The 20427-nt window shown below is 55.6% G+C and carries 18 protein-coding genes; 7 read left to right on the top strand and 11 right to left on the bottom strand.

What is annotated here, in order from left to right; genetic code table 11:
* Positions 1 to 10 precede the first annotated feature (10 nt).
* Positions 11 to 676 carry a potassium channel family protein gene (locus BQ7114_RS02005; RefSeq protein ID WP_072341277.1) on the top strand — a complete coding sequence of 222 codons (666 nt, stop codon included), beginning with the start codon at positions 11 to 13 and terminating at the stop codon, positions 674 to 676.
* Positions 677 to 1345 (top strand): potassium channel family protein, encoded by a 669-nt coding sequence (locus BQ7114_RS02000; protein ID WP_072341274.1) that lies wholly within the window; start codon positions 677 to 679, stop codon positions 1343 to 1345.
* 45 nt (positions 1346 to 1390) lie between these two features.
* Here the strand turns inward: BQ7114_RS02000 and BQ7114_RS01995 are convergent, their stop codons facing one another.
* Genes BQ7114_RS01995 through BQ7114_RS01980 form a run of 4 tightly spaced genes read right to left on the bottom strand, consistent with a single transcriptional unit; the run spans position 1391 to position 3417 of the window.
* Positions 1391 to 2104, bottom strand: coding sequence for a DUF3159 domain-containing protein (locus BQ7114_RS01995; RefSeq protein ID WP_072341272.1), 714 nt, complete (start codon positions 2102 to 2104; stop codon positions 1391 to 1393).
* On the bottom strand, positions 2097 to 2405 hold the full coding sequence (locus tag BQ7114_RS01990; RefSeq protein ID WP_072341269.1) for a hypothetical protein: 309 nt from the start codon (positions 2403 to 2405) through the stop codon (positions 2097 to 2099). The genes BQ7114_RS01995 and BQ7114_RS01990 overlap by 8 nt, the downstream gene beginning before the upstream one ends.
* A 1-nt stretch (position 2406) precedes the next feature.
* Entirely contained in the window at positions 2407 to 3075 is a 669-nt protein-coding gene (locus tag BQ7114_RS01985) for a DUF3710 domain-containing protein (protein WP_072341266.1), read from the bottom strand.
* 42 nt (positions 3076 to 3117) lie between these two features.
* Positions 3118 to 3417, bottom strand: coding sequence for a DUF4193 domain-containing protein (locus BQ7114_RS01980; protein WP_072341263.1), 300 nt, complete (start codon positions 3415 to 3417; stop codon positions 3118 to 3120).
* 175 nt (positions 3418 to 3592) lie between these two features.
* Here BQ7114_RS01980 and sepH point away from each other — a divergent pair, with 175 nt between their 5' ends.
* Positions 3593 to 4561, top strand: coding sequence for a septation protein SepH (sepH, locus tag BQ7114_RS01975; protein WP_072341260.1), 969 nt, complete (start codon positions 3593 to 3595; stop codon positions 4559 to 4561).
* Here the strand turns inward: sepH and BQ7114_RS01970 are convergent.
* Complete coding sequence (locus tag BQ7114_RS01970; protein ID WP_072341257.1) at positions 4558 to 5697, bottom strand: alkaline phosphatase family protein; 1140 nt, start codon at positions 5695 to 5697, stop codon at positions 4558 to 4560. The two genes, sepH and BQ7114_RS01970, sit on opposite strands and share 4 nt — an antisense overlap.
* A gap of 68 nt (positions 5698 to 5765) precedes the next feature.
* Here BQ7114_RS01970 and BQ7114_RS01965 point away from each other — a divergent pair, with 68 nt between their 5' ends.
* A complete protein-coding gene (locus BQ7114_RS01965; RefSeq protein WP_143236774.1) occupies positions 5766 to 8180 on the top strand; it encodes a DNA gyrase/topoisomerase IV subunit A in 2415 nt (804 codons plus the stop codon).
* Between the two features lie 112 nt (positions 8181 to 8292).
* On the opposite strand, the gene BQ7114_RS01960 is transcribed toward BQ7114_RS01965, so the two are convergent.
* From BQ7114_RS01960 to BQ7114_RS01950, 3 genes are all read right to left on the bottom strand, one after another.
* Positions 8293 to 9255 carry a hypothetical protein gene (locus BQ7114_RS01960; RefSeq protein WP_143236773.1) on the bottom strand — a complete coding sequence of 321 codons (963 nt, stop codon included), beginning with the start codon at positions 9253 to 9255 and terminating at the stop codon, positions 8293 to 8295.
* Positions 9256 to 9315: 60 nt separating this feature from the next.
* Entirely contained in the window at positions 9316 to 10335 is a 1020-nt protein-coding gene (locus BQ7114_RS01955; RefSeq protein ID WP_072341250.1) for a GNAT family N-acetyltransferase, read from the bottom strand.
* A gap of 88 nt (positions 10336 to 10423) precedes the next feature.
* Complete coding sequence (locus BQ7114_RS01950; RefSeq protein WP_072341247.1) at positions 10424 to 12544, bottom strand: DNA gyrase/topoisomerase IV subunit B; 2121 nt, start codon at positions 12542 to 12544, stop codon at positions 10424 to 10426.
* Positions 12545 to 12662: 118 nt separating this feature from the next.
* On the opposite strand from BQ7114_RS01950, the gene BQ7114_RS01945 reads away from it, so the two are divergent.
* A complete protein-coding gene (locus BQ7114_RS01945) occupies positions 12663 to 12875 on the top strand; it encodes a DUF7455 domain-containing protein (RefSeq protein ID WP_070620029.1) in 213 nt (70 codons plus the stop codon).
* 107 nt (positions 12876 to 12982) lie between these two features.
* Here BQ7114_RS01945 and BQ7114_RS01940 read toward each other — a convergent pair whose 3' ends face one another.
* A complete protein-coding gene (locus BQ7114_RS01940; protein WP_072341243.1) occupies positions 12983 to 15004 on the bottom strand; it encodes an RNA polymerase sigma factor in 2022 nt (673 codons plus the stop codon).
* A 208-nt stretch (positions 15005 to 15212) separates the two neighbouring features.
* Here BQ7114_RS01940 and BQ7114_RS01935 point away from each other — a divergent pair, with 208 nt between their 5' ends.
* A complete protein-coding gene (locus BQ7114_RS01935; protein WP_072341240.1) occupies positions 15213 to 16307 on the top strand; it encodes a polyprenyl synthetase family protein in 1095 nt (364 codons plus the stop codon).
* A 33-nt stretch (positions 16308 to 16340) separates the two neighbouring features.
* Here the strand turns inward: BQ7114_RS01935 and BQ7114_RS01930 are convergent, their stop codons facing one another.
* The gene (locus tag BQ7114_RS01930; protein ID WP_072341237.1) at positions 16341 to 16679 is read right to left on the bottom strand and encodes an Rv2175c family DNA-binding protein; all 339 of its coding nucleotides are present in this window, start codon (positions 16677 to 16679) and stop codon (positions 16341 to 16343) included.
* A gap of 90 nt (positions 16680 to 16769) precedes the next feature.
* On the opposite strand from BQ7114_RS01930, the gene pknB reads away from it, so the two are divergent.
* Positions 16770 to 18938 (top strand): Stk1 family PASTA domain-containing Ser/Thr kinase, encoded by a 2169-nt coding sequence (pknB, locus tag BQ7114_RS01925; protein ID WP_230205945.1) that lies wholly within the window; start codon positions 16770 to 16772, stop codon positions 18936 to 18938.
* A 68-nt stretch (positions 18939 to 19006) separates the two neighbouring features.
* Here the strand turns inward: pknB and BQ7114_RS01920 are convergent, their stop codons facing one another.
* Entirely contained in the window at positions 19007 to 20362 is a 1356-nt protein-coding gene (locus tag BQ7114_RS01920) for a class II 3-deoxy-7-phosphoheptulonate synthase (protein WP_143236772.1), read from the bottom strand.
* Between the last annotated feature and the right edge of the window lie 65 nt (positions 20363 to 20427).

Raw genomic sequence — 20427 nt, 5'->3', positions numbered from 1 at the left:
GTTTTGTTAAATGCACTTTGTTGTCATGGGAGCCGGGCGCGTTGGAACAACGCTTGCCACGCTTTTAGATCAAAGAGGCCACTCGGTGGCCGTAATCGACCAAAACCCCGAGGCTTTTCGGCGTCTGCCCGCAAATTTTTCTGGCCGACGCGTGACAGGCGTCGGTTTTGACCGCGACACGCTACGGCAAGCCGGTATTGAAGATGCTTACGCATTTGCGGCAGTGTCTAACGGAGATAACTCGAACATCATTTCTGCAAGAGTGGTGCGCGAAACCTTCAAAGTTGAACGCGTTGTGGCCAGGATCTATGACCCAACTCGCGCGGAAGTCTACGAAAAGCTTGGTATCCCCACTATTGCCACTGTGCGGCGAACAACCGAAGCGGTACTTTCTTGGATGATGCCGCCGGACGTGAATCGAGTGTGGACGCATCCCACCGGAGATGTTGCCCTCGTTTGTGCCCGCCCCGCATCCAGCTGGTACGGGTTGTCCTTTGCCGTGGTTCGCCAGCTAACCGAATACCCCGTTGTATTCGTGTCCCGTCAAGGCCACATGGACGTAGCTAACGATGACCTAATCGTTCAAGAAAATGACGAGCTTTACTTCGCGATCTCACTGGCTGAGGAAACCAGGATCCGCGAAATCCTTGCCAACGATCCAGCAGTGGGAGCATAGATGCTTATCGTAATCGCCGGAGCAGGTTCAGTTGGGCGTTCTATCGCACGCGAACTTCTGCTCAAGAAACACGAAGTCACCCTCATTGATCGTCTGCCCGACCAGATGCGTGTTGCCACCGTGGCTGAGGCTGATTGGATCCTGGCAGACGCCTGCTCGCCCGAAACTCTCGAAGCCGCAAACGTGGGTAGCTGTGACGTCATGGTTGCCGCTACCGGAGATGACAAAGCAAACCTCGTCATCTCTTTGCTAGCCAAAACGGAGTTTGGTGTGCCACGCGTTGTTGCTCGCGTAAACAACCCAAAAAACGAGTGGATGTTCAACTCAACTTGGGGAGTTGACGTGCCCGTTTCCACCCCGCGTGTCATGACCGCCCTCGTTGAAGAAGCCGTGAGTGTTGGAGCCTTGGTTCGCCTATTCCAGTTCCACGAGGCCGGAACCGCGATCTATGCCATAACGCTTCCTGCTGATTCACGCGCAAGCGGAAAGAAGATCGCCCAATTGGGTCTGCCTTCCGACGCGCGCGTGCTCACCGTATTGCGCGATGACACGCCCGTTGATGATGAGGACGAGTTCGAGCTGGCCGCCGGGGACGAAGTGGTTCTAATGCTGTCTTCGTTTGAAAAATCACTTGGCCAAGACGTCGAGCAGGTGTTCGGCTCAAAATAGGCCGCGCGCGAGGGGTTGGCGCAGGTTTAAGAACCGCGCACCAATCTAGTTGGCGGACGCCGCATCGCCGTCGGACTCGGTTTGCACGACCTCCCGGTACGGGCGTAGCTGAACCCAAGTGACCCAAGCGACCAGGAGGAATAGGGGCAGTCCCAGAAGTAATTTGGCTGTTCCGAGCATCGCAACCTGCCCACCCAGCCACAGGGGGATCTGCACCAAGAACCGCAAGGCGAACAGGGCGAACCACAACCAAGACAGACTTCTCGATACCCGTGCCAAACGATCAAGCGAGCCCGGGTTTTGCCACCACTTCCACCGCAACTGCCAAACCGGTGTCAGTGCCATCGACACCACCGGATAGCGGACCAAATTAGCCGCCATGATTACTAGCCCGTACGCCGCCGAAGCAATAATTCCGAAGGCGAAAAAGTTCTCGCCTCTACCCGACCACAGTGCCCAAACGACTCCGATGGCTACGCCCACGAACCCTGAAACTGAATACGTGATGGGCTGCCGGCTTATCAGCCGAACCAAAATCAACGCCACCGAGATTCCGCCTGCCAAAATGAGCGGCCATTTCAGATCCATCGCAATCACGTAAGCAACCACGAACACCAAGACAGGAAGCACAGACTCGATCGCGCCGCGCACTCCCCCAACGGCCTGCCACGCGTCAAACTGATCGGCGTTAAGTTGGCTGGCTAAAGATTTGCTCTTCCCTCCGGGCTTGCCCGCCGCCTCGTCGATCGAATCAGTCATCATCGTCCCCCAGGATCTGAAAATGAGGATTCCACAGAAGTTGCTCAGAAAACTGTTGCATCACGTTGCCTTGGACAACCATGTGGGCACCAACGTGAACGCCCGGAATCTCACGCCTGCCCGGCCAGGCAACAATAATCGTGCCCGTATCATCTTTCAAATGGGCCCGCAGCGTCATCGACGCGCCTTCAATCGGGTACGTGATAGCAACCACTCGCCCTGAGACCACGGCGCGCATCCGCGGTTTCAACGCCGCAATAGCGGTGCGTGGCTGGTCTACGAGGCGCGTTGGAAGAGTCAACTTACTGCTTATCATCCTGCGGCTCGGCCGCTACTGTAAGTTCTGACGGAAGCGTGAACGGTATTACCGAAAGCGGCGCGCGCGGCGCGTCACCACGCTCAATTACGAGGCCAGAAATAACCGCCGCCACTGGCCGCCAAGCTTCTTCATCGGACAGGGCCGCGCCAGCAAGATCAATACGCAGCGCCCAACGGTTGCCCTCAATGGTGAAGATCCTGCTCGGAGCTATTGCATCGCGCCCATCCTGGGTCTTCACCACCGTGTGCGCAACCAGCTCTTCGCCCCATGGGCCTTCTCGTACTTCAACCTTGGCGCCCTGCTGTTCCAGCGCTTCCTTGGTGGCGCTCAGCACTTCCTGAGCTGCGCCACCGGACTTTGGATTCGCAATCACCATCATCTGCATGACGGAGTTACCAATCACCACGTTCATTCGCAAAATGGTTTTGTCCGGTGAGAACACGGGTTGGATTTGGATTCCCGCAATTGCGGGAAGTTTTAGTGGCCCAAGGTCAATGTATCCCTTAGAAACGTCACGTTGGCTGATGTCGAACGGCCCATGCTCCGGGGCTTGCACTTCGCTCGCTTCAGCTGGCACATCATCTGCGAGCGGTTCTTCGTCACGGACCTGCGCCACGTCCTCGGTCTTCTTCTTGCGCTTGAAAAACGCCACTAAATTTCACCTACTACAATCAAAACCTACCGAATGGCCAGTCTACTCCGCGCACTCCGTGCATACGGGTAGGCCATCCTGCTCGTAGGCAAGCTGAGAAGTGTGATGTACCAAGAAGCACTCCGAACAGGTGAACTCGTCATCTTGACGCGGAACCACCCGAACTGTCAGCTCCTCATTAGATAGATCCGCGCCCGGTAGTTCGAAATCTTCTGCAATCTCGTTCTCATCCTCATCGACCACATTCGAGCCCTGGTCATTGCGACGGCTCTTCAGTTCTTCGAGAGAGTCTTCCGAAACATCATCATCGTTCTTACGAGGCGCATCGTAATCTGTAGCCATGGTTACCTCTTTATACTCGTCTGGGTGAACATGAAAGCTTTTACTGCATATTAATGCCGCGCGGGGATATTAGCATTGATTTGAGCAATGAACGCAACCGACAAGCGACACGCGCATAATGTAGCACGATGAGGGCCACTTAGGTGCCATGCTTCATACTAGGGACGGAGGATTAATGATCGAGCTTGAACTTTTAGGCCCGCACGGGGATGGTTCGCAGTTGGTTTTTACCGATAAAGACGGCGAACGCTACATGATTGTTGTGGATGATGCGCTAAAGGCAGCGATCAGGCGAGGTGAGCTGAAGCTCGAGTCATTTCCTAAATCCGGATCCGTCCTGCGTCCTCGCGAAATCCAGCAACTTCTGCGTGCGGGCATGCCGGCCGCCGAAATCGCGGCGAACTATGACATCGACATTGACCGCATTAATCGCTTCCTCGCGCCGGTTGTTACCGAACGCAACTACATCGTGTCGTCTGCACTGGCTGCGCCCGTAGGCGGCGAAGCGGGAGCACCCCAGCTGGGCGACCTGGTAATCGACAGGCTTGCAACCCGAGGCGTTGATGCCCACTCTCTGTCCTGGACCGCACTGCGCGAGGGCGACCGCCCCTGGGAGTTGCACCTCACATTTGTTCAGGCAGCCACCGAGCGCCGCGCCTCCTGGCAGGTGTCCAACCGCGGCACCCTCATTTGCGCGCTGGACGAAGAAGCCCGCTGGCTTACCGAAACCACCACTCCTGCCGCCACCAATGTGACGAGCCTTCCCGGAGGGGAAGCTCCTACCAACACGCCGGGCGAAGCGGCCTCGCCTGACGACGTTGAGAGAATTCTTGGTGATCTGGCTTCGAAACGAGGCCGACGCAGGGAATCGAAACCGCAAATTAAGGCTGAAACCGTTGAGAAGCCATCGCTGTTGCGCTTCCCCAAACCGATTGAGTCTGAGCCAAAGGCGAAGGTCGAGGAGCCCGTCCCCGAGCCCGAACCGGCCCAGCCGCAACCGGTGGTAAGCGAAGACAGCGATGCGTTGCCCGGCCTTGAAAAACTCGAAGTTCAAGAGCCTGAGCCGAAGAAGAGCACGCGTAGCGCTAAGCGCCGCTCCGTCCCCTCATGGGACGAGATCGTTTTTGGCACTCGCAGTAACTAATCGAACCTGAGAATCGGGATGGCAAGCTCAGCAGAACTGAACGAGCCGTGCACACCCACTAGGTCTATCGACTGTTTAGGCTGAGTGCGTGAATCCACTACCACCCAGTCATCGTGCATGAAAGCCACGGCATTACCCGTTAGTTTTGCTCCGCTTTCACCGCCCAGTATTTCTACTACTTCACCGCCCTCCACGATGGTGGCACGCTCCCCCAGCTCATCTCGCCAACGACCGATCACTTTGTTGGGATTGGTTGCCGCGTGGATATGCACGGCTCTGCCCTCGCCCGCGATCAGTTCTAGGTCCTGAAGCAACTTAGAGTTTTGCGCCACGTCTATGCGCCTGTCCGCTCGCGTGTTCACCATGCCATGATCGCCCGTTACAAGCGCTCGGACACCCTTTGGCAGTTCTCGATTTATGCGCGCCAGCGCCGCATCCACCAACTCAAGTTCACCAACCCACTGGTCGCAATGCGTGCCATACCCGTGCCCCGCATGGTCAAGGTCGGACCAATACAGGTAGACCACCGCCGCGCCCGCGCGGAGCCGTTTCATTGCTGCATCTATTCGCTCGTCAAAGCTCTCCGCGCCCACCGGGCGCGCTCCACGCAGAGCCGCCATGGTTAAGCCCGATCCGGCAAACCGCTGTGGCATGATCGCCGCAGAACTTACGCCCGCTCGACTCGCGATCTCAAACATGGTGGGATTCGACTGCCATTTTTCCGGTGGAACACTCGCGTTCTCGAAGGTAAGAAGCGTAGCTACCTGGCTACCGTCTTTAACGGACCAGCCCACCATGTTCGTCTGTCCGGGCATAAGGCCGGTTGCGAAAGACGAAATTGCAGCTGCAGTGGTTGAGGGCAGAACTGTGCAAGCCCTCATCATGTCGGCTTTTCGTGAACGCAAGAACGGCGTGTAAGCGAAATGGTTTACTACAAGATCAAAACCAAAACCGTCGATCAATACCACGAGGGTTTGCTGGCCCCGTTCCAGCTGCAGATAATCAGCAAGACGGTCGCGCTGTTCTTGGGACTGCGGCGGTGGCCCGCTCACTCCCCACGCTCCAAAAACAACCGGCAGGATGTCGCAGATAGACGGGTGTGAGGCACGCATACTTAGCGCTTTATCCAAACTCATAGCCGCTTCCAACAGACATGCCCTCGCTTAAATTTCAGTTGCGCAAACTTTTTGACACAATGAGAGTTATGCCAAAAACGGTTGATACCAGCGTAGACGAACACATTGTCGAGATCGATGTTTCCAGCGAAATGCGAGGATCCTTCCTCGAATACGCCTACTCTGTAATCTACGCTCGCGCACTTCCGGATGCACGCGATGGCGCAAAGCCCGTGCAACGCCGTATCCTCTATCAAATGTCCGAAATGGGGCTGCGCCCCGAACGCGGCCACGTGAAATCGCAAAGTGTTGTCGGCGAGGTGATGGGTAAGCTCCACCCGCACGGTGACGCGGCAATCTACGACGCCCTCGTGCGCCTCGCACAAGACTTCAACCTACGCGTTCCCCTGGTTGATGGGCACGGCAACTTCGGCTCGCTAGATGATGGTCCGGCTGCCGCGAGGTACACGGAGGCTCGCCTTGCCCCTGCCGCCCTCGACATGGTGAGAGATCTGCATGAAGACACCGTTGACTTCGTGCCAAACTACGACAACCGTCTGACCCAGCCCGATGTTCTGCCAGCAGGATTTCCAAATCTATTAGTCAATGGCGCATCCGGTATTGCGGTGGGAATGGCTACAAACATTGCTCCGCACAACCTCGGTGAGGTCATCGCTGCAACCACGCACCTGATCGACAATCCGGACGCCACCGTTTCCGACCTCATGCGCTTCGTGCCCGGCCCGGATTTCCCCGAGGGCGGCATCATTATTGGCCAGGAAGGCATAGAGGAGGCCTACACCACCGGCCGCGGATCTTTCAAAGTTCGCGCCAAGATGAACGTGGAGCGAGTGACTCCCCGCAAGCGCGGCCTGGTTGTCACCGAACTGCCATACATGGTTGGCCCAGAGCGCGTGATCGAGCGCATCAAAGATCAGGTGAATGCCAAGCGGCTCCAGGGAATCTCAAACGTCACAAACCTAACGGATCGCCACCACGGCGTGCGCCTGGTTATTGAAATCAAGAACGGTTTTAATCCCGAGGCTGTGATGGAGCAACTGTACCGGCTCACACCGCTCGAAGATTCGTTCTCTGTAAACGCCGTAGCGCTCGTTGATGGACGCCCACAAACTCTTGGTCTGAAAGAGATGCTGGAGGTTTACCTCGACCACCGCTACCAAGTGGTGCGGCACAGGTCGCAGTTCCGCCGCCAAAAGGCGATGGACCGCCTCCACCTGGTGGAAGGCCTCCTGGTTGCGATTCTCGACATCGATGACGTGATTGCGATCATTCGCTCCTCCGACGATGTAGATGAGGCGCGTTCGCGCCTCATGCTTGCCTTCGAACTGGATGAGATCCAAGCTGACCACATCCTGTCGCTCCGCCTGCGCCGGCTCACCAAGTTCTCCCGGATCGAATTGGAAACCGAGAAGGCCGAGTTGGAAGCCGAAATTCGCGCACTCGATGAGATATTGGGCTCCGAACAAGTACTGCGGGGCGTCGTTAAGGACGAGCTTTTAGAAGTATCAAAACGTCTGTCCACTCCGCGACGGACCATGTTGCTATCGGCAGACGCCGCGCAAATCACCACTACTGCCAAGAGCGCGGTGCCACTGGAAATTCCTGACGGGCCCGCAACAGTAGTGCTTACACCAGACGGCGGTCTTATTCGCGTTGAAGGCAACGAGCCCCTTGGAAAAACAGATGCGAGAGCCGTAGCCGACACCTACCGGGTAGCGATTCCCACCACTACGCGCGGCGAGATTGCTGTAGTGGATAGCGCGGGCCTCGCCCACCGCCTCCACGTGGTTGATCTACCCGCGGTGCCTCGAACCGCCTCAAACGCGTCGTTTGCTGCCGCGGTGTCTACCAGCCACCTGCTTAGCCGCGACATTGAGCCACGCGGCCTCATTGATCTTGATGGCGAAGCAATCACCGGCATAGTCACTAAGCAAGGCGTCATCAAACGTATGCGACCCGAGTTCGCCAAATCCGACGAGTTTGAGGTCATGAATCTTGCTGATGGCGACGAAGTGCTATTTGTAGCGCCCTGCCCCGACGAAGTAGACGTTGTGTTTATCGCTTCTAATGCGCAGCTCCTGCGCACGCCGGCAGGCAAGATCCGTCCGCAAGGACGCGTAGCAGGCGGTGTGGCCGGCATGAAGCTCGCCGATGGAGCCAGTGTCATAGAGGCGGCGTTCACTGCTTTGGACACGGCTGAAGTCGTAACCGTTGCGGCTGCCGACGACGGCATGCTCTACCCCACCCAAACCTCTTTAAAGGTCACGAAGGGCGAAGTATTTCCCGAGAAGGGGCGCGCGACGCAGGGCGTGCGTTGCCACCGTTTCTTAAAGGGTGAAGATGCGCTTGCACTCGCTCGAGTATGCCCCGGAGTTGCACTTGCAGCTTCTTCTACCGGCTCCCCTCTCGAGCTACCCGAGGCAGACGAACGCCGTGACGGCTCTGGAACGCCGATCACGAAGACGATTGCCTCGCTGGCTTAGCTCTAGCACCAACGGGGACGTAGCACACGAAAGTGCGGAAGCTGTATTCAGCTTCCGCACTTTTAATAGGTCTAATGAGGCTATCGAAGATGGCATACTGCCCGTAGCGTGCCTATTGTTCGGTTACGGCCAGGGTGTATACCCGCGACGTTGCAACCGTGGCGAACCCCAGCGAATCGTAGACCGACATCATTGAAGGCGATGAGAGAGACGAGAGCCCTGCGAGGACGGCATCCATCCCCGCTTTCTTCTGCGCGCGCATCGACGCTGAAACGAGGGCTGGCGCGATAGTTTGGTCTTTGAACTCTGGGAGCACGGCAAGCATATCGATGGTTCCCTCACGCCAGCCCAGCACGGACCAATCCTGAGAGTATTTTGATGCCATGACCAGGCCCGCGATGGCCTCGCGATCCGCGGCATGTGAAACGGCCACAAAAGACCATTCGGGGATGAAACCTGCACGGTCCTCGCCGCTCCACTTGTAGGTCTCGCCGCGACCTCCCTCGCCGCGCGTGATGAGATCCAACGCATGGTCGATTGTATGCTCGCCAACACTGTCCCAAGGAACGATAGTTATGAATGGATCTACTTCTACAAACTCTGGCTCTTCATCCAGCGCCGCCCGCATGTCAAAGTACGAACGATTCCACTCATACCCGTAATCCAGCAGATGTTCCTCGAGGACGCGGTGGCCCTCTTCAACGTTAAAGAGGATCTGTTTGGACTCCCCGCTCATGGCCAGCAGAGCGGCCGTTGCGGTTTGCGTATGCCACTCAACCAGCACTCGCCCAAAGCCAATACCACGGAACTTCGGATCCACCCCGCCTCGACACGAAGCTACTACAGGCTCGTCATCAAACAACCGGATATAGCCGTAGACGCGCAACTTGTCATCAATAAACCCGCCGATTGCAAAAAACTCATCCGAATAGCTAAACAGCTCGGCTATCTCTTCTTCAGAAGTACGGTACGGAAGGTCATCAAACTTCTCAATGCGATGCTGTAAACCTGCAAGCATGCGGGAATCGCGCACATCAAGGAACCGCCACGAACATTCAAGACCGGGCGCAAGCATTTCTGGAGTCGCGGGCAGGGACGTTAGAATGACGAATCCTCTCTATCTCAGACCACGTGACTAAAAATCAAGACTATAAACAAAGTAGTTGCCTACAGCCTTAAATCCAAGCCGTTCGTAAAAACTGTGAGCACCGTGCGGATTATCCATATCCACATCCAGCCCCATACGTTGCATACCCGAATCATACGAGGCCTTCGTAGCCTTCGTAATCAGAGCCCTGGCGAGGCCAGAGCCACGCGTGTTTGGATCAACGCCAAGAAGCTCAGCGTAGGCCTCGCTCATTCCGGTGTGAAGCCACCGGGCGGGGTGGCGTACCACGAGGATGTATCCAGAAACTTCACCGGTGGGCGAAATCGCTACAAACGACCACCGCTTCTCAACGGACGCGATCGCATCATCCCACCATTTAGCAGCGTCTGCGGTACTTCCCCAGTGGTCTGAAAAAGCGCGCAGGTGCAAGGCTTTTATCTGCGCTTCAAGCTCAGCTATCCACGGAACCACCGTGTAGCCGCCACGAGGCTCATCTACCGTAGGTTCTTCGCCTTCCAAATCGCGGTACATCACTTGGAACTGGCGCTGCTTCTTGAATCCAGCATCTTCGAGTATCGCCACGCGCTGGAGCAGATGCCCATCAACGTTTGTAGCGATCTGCGCAGGCAGCTCACAATCAGGGCCGTACTTTTCTAACAGGAGCTGCGCGCCACGAGCCGTCTGCCACTCCAAAATGGCCTGGCCAATGCCTCGCCCTCGAAAATCTGGGTGGACTTCGCTAGAAATCTCAGCTCTTGCCACTTCCCCATCAGTCGGGAGGACTTCAACGACGGCCACGGCCTGGATCTTGCCGTGATCATCGCGGCCAACAATCACGTCTTTACCTTCGCCCGTCACCAGCAGATCAGCAATCCTATCGGCGCTAGTGGAGAACAAGGTGGAATCAAAAAACTCGCACTTGTGCACCTGGCGCGCCGCGTCATAACCGTCACTCGGCTCAATTTCGGACCACTCCAGCCCCAGATTCGCTGGCGGGTAGGTCGCGTCGATTAGCGGCGCCGCTCGTTTTGCCAAGGTTGTAGACATAGCGCCATTCTAAAGGACACGCTCATTCCCACCCAATCAACGCCAAGCTTTTACCTCCACCAAGCAACTACTAGAGGCACCTCAAACTTTACGCGTCGATCTTTTCCCTATCGAAGTCGTTTGCCCCCTCAACGATGAAACTACGACGAGGAGCCACTTCCGATCCCATCAAAAGCTCGAAAACCTTCTCAGCCTCAAGGAGCGCGGCTTCATCAGCGAGCGTGATTCGACGGAGGGTGCGGTGAGCCGGATCCATCGTGGTTTCAGCCAACTGGTCCGCGTCCATCTCACCCAGACCCTTGTATCGCTGGATCGGTTCCTTGTATTTGCGTCCCTGTCGATTCAACTTGGCAAGCGTTTGCTTTAGCTCTTCCTCGGAGTAGGTGTACAAAACTTCCTTTGGCTTCTTACCCTGCTTCGGTACCTCAATGCGATGCAGCGGTGGCACAGCCGCGTAAACGCGCCCAGCTTCCACCAAAGGCCTCATGTAACGGAAGAACAACGTAAGCAACAGGGTGCGGATGTGCGCGCCGTCCACGTCAGCATCCGTCATCAAAACGACCTTGCCATACCTTGCGGCCGAAAGGTCAAACGTTCTGCCCGAACCAGCTCCAATCACCTGAATAATCGCCGCGCACTCCGCGTTTGCAAGCATGTCAGCAGTAGATTTCTTCTGCACGTTTAGAATCTTGCCGCGAATCGGGAACAGTGCCTGGTGCTCGGAGTTACGCGCAAACTTTGCGGTACCAAGAGCCGAGTCACCCTCAACAATGAACAATTCGGAAGAATCCACATCGTTCGAGCGACAATCGGCAAGTTTTGCGGGCAATGATGACGTTTCAAGAGCATTCTTGCGACGAGAGATTTCTTTGTGCACGCGCGCGGAAACGCGGGCCTTCATCTCGCCCACAACTTTCTCAATTAGAGCATCATTGGTTTGCTTCACGTCGCGCTTACTGGACTTGAAACGGGTTTGGAAGTAGTCGCTCACAACCTTGTTAACAACCTGGCGAACCTGCGGAGTGCCAAGTACTTCCTTAGTCTGTCCTTCAAACTGTGGCTCTGGGAAGCGCACCGTGACAACCGCGGTCATACCGGCCAGGATGTCATCCTTCTCGATGCGCCCATCCTTTTTTGTCACCTTGTAACGCCGCTGGTTTTTATCCACCTGGTCGCGAATCACCTTAAGCAACGCAGTTTCAAATCCTTGGACGTGTGTGCCCCCCTTTGGAGTGGCAATGATGTTCACAAACGAACGCTGCGTCGTGTCATAACCAACGCCCCACCGAAGCGCAATATCGACGTTACAAGTGCGTTCAATATCAACTGGTTGTAGGTGCCCGCCTTCGTTCAAGCGTTGCACAGTCTCGTTGTAAACCCCCTCTCCGGTGATGTGCATCGTCTCTGTAACTGGCCCATCAACCGCCAGGAAATTAACGAAGTCAACAACTCCGCCATCAAACTGGAGAGTCTCTTCAACTACCTCGTCACCGCGCTCATCAATACACGTAATAGCCAGGCCTGGAACCAAGAATGTTGTTTGGCGGGCTCTACCAAGTAGTTGCTCGAAGTCGAATCCCTCATTCTTTGGGAAAATCTGGAAGTCAGCCCAAAAACGTACGCGGGTACCCGACTTACCTCGCGGGGCCTTGCCCACCACATCTAGCTGGGATGCATCCACAAACGGAGTGAACGGAGAATTCGGAGTGCGATCCTTAGAATCATCAAAACGGCCCGGCTCGCCGCGCAGGAATGACATCTGGTAGGTCTTTCCCGCTCTATCTACCTGTACATCTAAACGGGCTGAGAGCGCGTTTACTACCGACGCGCCAACGCCGTGTAGACCGCCCGCAGATCCGTACGAGCCTCCACCAAACTTGCCTCCGGCATGTAGCTTCGTGAAAACGACCTCAACGCCGGAAAGGCCCACACCCTTCACTTCATCAACCGGAATACCGCGCCCATTGTCACTGATTGATACCGAATAGTCCGGGTGGAGCGTAACGGTAATGTGGTCGCAATACCCCTCAAGCGCCTCATCTACCGCGTTGTCAATAATCTCCCACAGACAGTGCATCAGGCCGCGCGAATCCGTTGAACCAATGTACATGCCTGGGCGTTTACGAACCGCCTCAAGGCCCTCCAGTACGGAAAGGTGCCTTGCCGTGTACTCTGACGCGTTAGATCGGGTTTTATTCTTACTAGCCACGCAAACATGTTAGGCGAAAATCCGGCCAAACTAGCATTCCCACGCGGCCGTCTTCAGCTGATTGCGAAAACGGACGTCAAAACAGGACTTGGCTCGCACGCACTGCAACAATGGAAACATGACATACGAATCGAACATTACTGAAAGTACTGGACTTAAAGTCGCTGACCGTTGCGACCTCTGTGGCGCACAAGCATTCGTTGAGGTCGTAATGGAGTCAGGCACGCTAATGTTCTGCGGTCATCATGCACGAAAGCTTCGCGATTCATACTCCAAAACCGCGCTTGAAGTTCGCGACTTCACCGACCAGCTATACACCTCGGTGAACTAACCTCGCGTACTTTACGACAGTTGCTATAAAAAGGGAGCGGCTCACATTGAGCCACTCCCTTTTCGTATGTGCAACGGGTTCCCGCCTCACATAATGATCTATTGCCCCTAGTCGAGGTAGTCGCGAAGCACCTGCGACCTGGACGGGTGGCGCAACTTCGACATGGTCTTCGACTCGATCTGGCGGATACGCTCGCGGGTAACGCCGTATACCTTGCCGATCTCATCCAAAGTCTTCGGCTGACCATCGCCAAGACCAAAACGCATCGACACAACGCCCGCCTCACGCTCTGACAGCGTATCGAGCACGCGGTGGAGCTGTTCTTGCAAGAGCGTGAAGGCAACCGCATCTGTTGGCACAATCGCTTCGGAGTCCTCAATCAAATCGCCGAACTCCGAGTCGCCGTCCTCACCTAGTGGCGTGTGGAGCGAGATCGGTTCGCGGCCATACTTTTGAACTTCTACGACCTTTTCCGGCGTCATATCAAGCTCTTCTGCAAGTTCTTCCGGAGTGGGTTCGCGGCCCAAATCTTGCAACATTTGACGCTGCACACGCGCAAGCTTGTTAATCACTTCAACCATGTGCACCGGGATACGAATGGTGCGGGCCTGATCTGCCATTGCGCGCGTAATTGCCTGGCGAATCCACCACGTTGCGTACGTGGAGAACTTGTAGCCCTTCGAATAGTCAAACTTTTCTACCGCGCGAATAAGGCCAAGGTTGCCTTCCTGAATCAGATCCAAGAACAGCATGCCGCGGCCCGTATAGCGCTTGGCCAACGAGACCACCAGACGAAGGTTTGCCTCGAGCAGGTGATTCTTTGCAAGCTGGCCATCATGCACCAAGATTTGCAATTCACGGCGCAGTTTGGACGGCATCTCGTCGCCCTCACGCAAAATCTTTTGCTCGGCGTAAAGTCCGGCTTCGACGCGGCGGGCCAGATCGACCTCTTCTTCCGCGTTCAAAAGCGCGACCTTACCGATCTGCTTCAAGTAATCCTTAACCGGATCCGCAGTTGCACCCGCAACGGTTACCTTCTGTGCAGGCTCGTCACGGTCATCCGAGTCAGAAACTACGAAGCCGCCAACCTTTTCGGTCTGCTTATCTTCACTCTTCTTGCGGCGCGAACGGCGCTTACGAGAACCAGCGGAATCTGAGTCATCCTTATCGTCGTCTTTGTCGTCATCCTCCGCGTCGTTCTCGTCCTCGTCGTCTTCATCATCGTCGTCGTCAGAAAGCTCTGCTGATTCGGCGGATTCAGCGGAATCGGCCGAGTCAAGATCAAGATCGAGGTCGTCGTCTACATCCTCGTCTTCAAAAGTTTCGGGAGCATCCTCATCGAGATCTGCAGACTCGTCCTGTAATTTTTCGTCCTTAACCTCAGGCTCGTTCGCAGGCTTAGCGGCTGCCTTCTTCGCGGTTGCACGCTTCGTGGTCTTCTTTGCCGGCGCGGCCTTCTTAGCGGCCTCTTCTTCCGTCTTGGCCTTAGCCTTGGCCGCCGTCTTCTTAGCAGCCGGCTTTCGCGTGGTCTTGGTAGCACTCTTACGCGTAGTCTTCGACTTTTCTTCAACTACTTCAGACTCATCTGCCTTGGCAACAGTTTTCGCTGCGGTCTTGGTTGCCGTCTTCTTAGCAACTGTCTTACGCGTGGTCTTGGTAGCATTCTTACGCGTAGTCTTCGGCTTTTCTTCAGCTACCGGAGCCTCAGTTGCCTTCGCAGAGGCCTTAGCGGCAGTCTTCGTCGCCGCCTTCTTTGCAGGGGCCTTCTTTGCGGGAGCCTTCTTAGCAGTCGTTTTCTTTGCGGGGGCCTTTGTAGCTTCCTTGGCGGTTTCTGCGCCGCCATCCGCCTGGGCTTTAGTAGCGGCGCTTTTTGTAGCAGTTGCGGTCTTCTTCGCAGCGGTAGTCTTCTTAGCCGCGGTAGTCTTCTTCGGGGCGGCCGTTTTCTTAGCTGCCGTAGTCGCCTTGGAAGCCGCGGTCTTCTTGGTTGCGGTGGTGGCCTTAGCGGCAGTCTTCTTCCTCGTGGCAGGCTTTTTAGCTGCCTTCGACTCGGTAGATTCAGCTACCTCAACTTTGCTAGTGGTGGATCCTGCGGTCTTAGAATTAGTCTTAGAGGCTTTAGAAACTGCCACGAAGTTTTCCTTTCCACGGGAGCATTGGGGTCTTCTCACTCGTCTATCGGCGCAAGGCTGTACAACTTGTCCGGGCTGTGATTAATCGTGAGAGACGAAACTAGAACCAATTATAATCAGGTCTTGTATTTTTCGCCCAACTGAGGTAGACAATCCCCTAATCGTCCGTTGAGAAGGCGCTGCGCGTTTGATTCGATATCTTTAGAGTATGGAAACGGATCGAAACGTCGCGAACGCCGCGAAGCCCGCGTTTAACCAGGCCTTATTCGCACCGGTGATGAACCACAAGGCCCTCGATTTCTTCAATACCTTCGCAGCAACCCTGGCTCCCCATCCCGAGCTTGATCGATTCCTATCGTTTGCTCGCTCGTACGTAGGATCGGGGAAGGCCCTGCGCGCACTCGGCGTTTCCATTGGTAATTTCATTGCCGGTGGCGAAGATATCGGTCATAGCGAACCCGCGATGAACCTAGGCGCTGCTCTCGAGCTTTACCAAAGCTCGGCCCTCGTGCACGATGACTTCATCGACAACGCCGCCACCAGGCGTGGCATCCCATCCGTACATGTGCAGGCTGCGCGCGAGATAGATGAAGCCGTGGCGGGGCCCGTGGCAATCTTGGTTGGCGACCTACTGCTCTCCCTGAACCACCTGGCCACCGAACACAGCCTCAAAGATCTTGATGCAAAAACCGCACACCGCATCTCCAGCTACATGGCGCAAATTACTGCCGAGGTTGCGTGGGGCCAGTACCTGGATGTCCTCACCGAGAAACACCCACTGTCTGATCCCGAGGCACTTCGCCGCTACGTCTACGACGTCATCGCGCTAAAATCTGGACACTACTCCGTTATGCGACCCCTGGTTCTCGGCGCTCTCCTACAAGATCCAAACCCGCAGTTCATCGAAACGCTCGAAAAGATTGGCCGCGCGTGGGGTGTCGCATTCCAAATGCGAGACGATGAGATTGGTGTTTTTGGCGACGAGTCAGTTACGGGCAAGCCCACGGGATCAGATATTCGTGAAGGCAAGCGCACAATCCTCATTACCATGGCGCTATCGCGCACCAACGGAGCCGATCGGGTATTTCTAGAAGATGCGCTTGGCAACCAACACTTGTCTGAAAAGGAGCTTGCGCGCGTGGTAGAAGCTATTGAGTCTTCTGGCGCACGCCTCGAACACGAAAAAGCTATTGCAAACCTGGCCGAAGAAGGCCGCAAATACATGCGCGAATTAAAACTGGACGAGGAGCGGGAGGCCGCCCTCGCCCAGTTTGGGAAAGTACTGTTAAATCGCGAATTCTAAATACGTGAAAGCATCATTATTTGCAGCTCGCGCTTAGAAAGCCAGAGGCAAAATCGCATTGCGCACCTCGCGCACCCGGTTCTTTGCAAGCAGCTCTAGCGGGGTTTCCTCAAGGCCGTCGTGATTAGACAGAATCCATTCTGTGGCCTCGTCGTGAGAAAACCCAGCATCTAGCAGCATCAACATCGTGCCGTGAAGCGACTTAAGAGGACGTGGCGCCCCCTCCTCATGTGCGATACATAGAGCAGGCACCATGGGCTTGCTATCTTCTATGACTTTCAAAAGTTCGTTCTCGGCCCAGAGCTGTTTGATACGAGCAGGGGTTACATCCAGCATCGCGGCCGCTTCACGCTGTGATAATAGTTCGATCATGCTTATGAGTTTAAAGTAAATCCGCCACCTTGTTGGAGGCACACCCTCGCGGTGTTCAACATTTGCAAGGTTTACACGTACAATCGCGGCGTGGGATTGTTTAAAAATTGGCGCGAGCAAGTGGGGGAAAACGAAAACCCCAACACGGTGCCTCCCCCTGCGCCGGGCTCTGATGATGAAGCGGCGTCGGAGAGCGCGCAGTCTACCGGCACAGCTGAAGATGTCGAAGAACCCGAGGTCGAGCTTACCTCTGACGTGAACATGCAACTGTCCGCCTCAGAAGATACGCCGGGCACGGAAGACTCTGCCAGCACCGAACAATCCGATGACGGTGAACAGGCAAATGCAACAACCAACTCGGGAGCTGAAAACGAGGCCCCCACACTAACCGATCCCCTCGTTGGCATGGTTCTGGACGAGCGCTATAAGATTGAGCGCCTCTTGGCCCGCGGCGGCATGGCAACCGTATACGTGGCATATGACAACCGTCTGGAACGCCCGGTAGCCATTAAGGTGATGCACCCCCACCTCGCGCAGTCGGCAGACTACGTGAATAGATTCCGCAAGGAAGCCCGCTCTGCCGCGCGCATCATCCACCCCGCAGTGGTGACCGTTTTTGACCAGGGCATTATTGAGGGCTCCGGATATCTGGTGATGGAGCTGGTGCACGGATCAAACCTACGCACCCTTTTGAATGAGGAGGGCGCTCTCACCCTCGATCGCGCACTAGCAGTCACCGAAACTGTTCTCCAAGCCCTATCATCCGCACACCGTGGCGGCGTTATTCACCGCGATATCAAGCCCGAAAATGTCCTCGTACCAAATGACGGAAACCTGAAAGTAGCAGACTTCGGACTGGCAGGCGCAGTCTCGGATGTTTCGGCCGCTTCCACCGGATCTGTGATGGGAACAGTGGCGTACCTTGCCCCAGAACTCGCCGCCGGCGAGCACGCGGACGCTCGTTCTGATCTGTTCTCCGTTGGCATTATGCTGTATGAAATCCTTACCGGGCACACGCCCTTCGAGGATCTTTCCGTCTACCAGATCGTGAAATCATACGCGGAAAAAGACATTCCCTCCCCTTCCGAGCTCGAATCTTGGATCCCATCCGAAGTTGACGACTTTGTTTGCTCACTTACCGCGCGCGATCGCAATGACCGACCACAAAGCGCGGCGGAGGCTCTAGAAACCCTGGTACGGATCCGTTCGCAGCTACCCGAATCACTGCTTGGCCGCAAAGCGGATATTGCCCCGAAGGTTACCTCCGAAACCACTCACAAAATCCAACTGCGAGGCGAGACCGTAGCACTTCCCGTACCCGCCTCAAAACCAACCACATCCGTGCGCACCATTCCCGCCGCTCCCAAAAAGAGCAAACGCGCCCCCCTCGTTATTGCAACGATAATTACGCTACTTGTTGCCGCAGGAAGCGGCTTCACGTGGTGGTGGTTCGAGTACGGGCCCGGCTCCTACATTGATGTTCCCGCTATTGCTGGAGCAAATCTGAAAGATGGCACAGCCAAGCTCGATGCCCTCGGTATTCAAAGCGTGGTTGAAGAAAAGTTTGACGATGTGGTTCCCGCAGGCATCATTATTGACACGCGCCCATCCAGCGACGAGCGCGTACATAAAGCCGGCATTGTCACTATATTGCTCTCGAAAGGCATTGAGATGGTTGAGGTTCCAAAACTCACCAACGCCACAAGTGAAGAGCTCGATCAGATTCTTAAAGGCGCAAAGCTAACCCGCGGCGACACCCAGGAGGCCTACGACGAGGAGGTCGAAAAAGGACGGGTCATTTCTCAGTCCGTTGCCCCCGGCGAGAGCGTAAAACACGACGCTTCCATAGACGTGGTTATCTCCAAGGGCCGAGAGCCTATCAAGGTGCCAAAAGTTGTAGGCCTGACCCTTGCCGAAGCCAGTCAGTTACTCTCTGATGCCGGTCTGCAGGTAAATACCAACGAAGAGTTCAGCAACGAGGTAGAGAAGGGCATTGTCATCTCGCAAACACCGGTTGCTGACGAGACCTTGTACCGGGCGGACCCGGTTTCAATTGTTGTCTCTAAGGGCCCGGAAACCGTTACTATCCCCAACGTGATCCGAATGTCAGAGGCCGAGGCTAAGGCGGCTTTAGAAGAGCTCGGGCTGGTGGTAAACGTCGACCGCGTATTCATGCTTGTAGACATGGTGGCAACCGTTAATCCGGGTGTTGGAACCGAAGTTAAGGTCGGTTCAACCGTAACAATCCGGGTGGTCTGATCCGTTAACTCTTTGGGGGAGCATTCCGACCTGGATTGCTCCCCCAAAAGCTCAAGGCTCGGCTCTACCTAATCATCGAGGCTTTCGCTCCTACGCAGTAGCTCCGCCACTCGGAAGGCTATCTCTAGAGATTGCTGGTGATTTAACCTTGGATCCACGCGCGTCTCGTAGCGCTCATTCAAACGCAGCTCGTCCAGATTCTCCGAACCGCCCAGAACCTCGGTTACATCATCACCGGTTAGCTCAATGTGCAGACCAGCCGGAACCATAGCGTTTTCGTACAAGACCTCAAAAAAGCCTTCTACCTCGTTCATGATGGTGTCGAAGTCGCGAGTCTTAACGCCCGTCGCAGTTTCGATTGTGTTGCCGTGCATCGGATCCGTAATCCATACAATCGGACGTCCGTCGCGCGAAACAGCGCTCGCAATATCTGGAAGAACATCGCGAATCTTGTCCGCCCCCATACGGGTAATGAAAGTAAGACGTCCTTCCTCCCCTTCAGGATTCAGCTTGTCGATGATGCCGACTACTTCCTCCGGCGTGACCGTCGGACCAATCTTTACACCAACCGGATTGCGAACCTCGCGAAGCAACTCAATGTGGGCACCGTCAAGCTGGCGAGTGCGCTCCCCAATCCACAGGAAGTGACCGGAAGTGTTGTACAGCTCCCCTGAACGCGAATCAATACGGGTAAGAGCCGCCTCGTACTCGAGCAAAAGCGCCTCATGCGCAGAGTACAGATCTACAACCTTTAGACCATCAAAGTCCGCACCCGCTGCCTCAATGAACATGATTGCACGATGGATTTCGCTAGCCAATGCCTCATAGCGTGCGTATGCCGGATTCTTAGTGAAACCGCGGTTCCAAGTGTGGACGCGACGCATGTCCGCGTAACCACCCTTGGTGAATGCGCGAATCAGATTCAGCGAAGCAGCGGACTGCTGGTAGGTTTCTAACAAACGCTCCGGATTGGCTACTCTTGCTTCTTCAGTGAACGCTATATCATTCACCGCGTCGCCCCGGTATGACGGTAAAACCTTGCCATCGCGTGTCTCGGTATCAGAAGACCGCGGCTTCGCGTACTGGCCTGCGATTCGCCCCACCTTCACTACAGGTAGGGATGCTCCATACGTCAGTACAACCGACATTTGCAACAGCGTTTGGATTTTTAGACGGATCTGATCGGCAGTGGAACCGTCAAATGTTTCTGCACAGTCCCCGCCCATCAGTACAAACGCTTCACCGCGAGCAGCGCGTCCCATCTGTTCACGCAGAGAATCGGCCTCGCCGGCAAACACTAGAGGTGGGCGCTTGCGAAGCTTAGCTGTAACCGCCTTCAAATGGTCAAGGTCGGGATACTGCGGCTGCTGCATAGCCGGAAAGCTGCGCCACGAATTCCACGGGAAACTCTGATCCGTAATCATATACCTTAGGGTAAACCTTTCAGGTAAAAGTTCGGCGCGCATCCCGCAAGCTGGAATGCGCGCCG

This window comes from Actinomyces urinae, from assembly GCF_900119695.1.
In the GTDB taxonomy this organism is placed as follows: Bacteria; Actinomycetota; Actinomycetes; order Actinomycetales; family Actinomycetaceae; genus Gleimia; species Gleimia urinae.
This window is presented reverse-complemented; position numbering and strand designations above follow the sequence as displayed.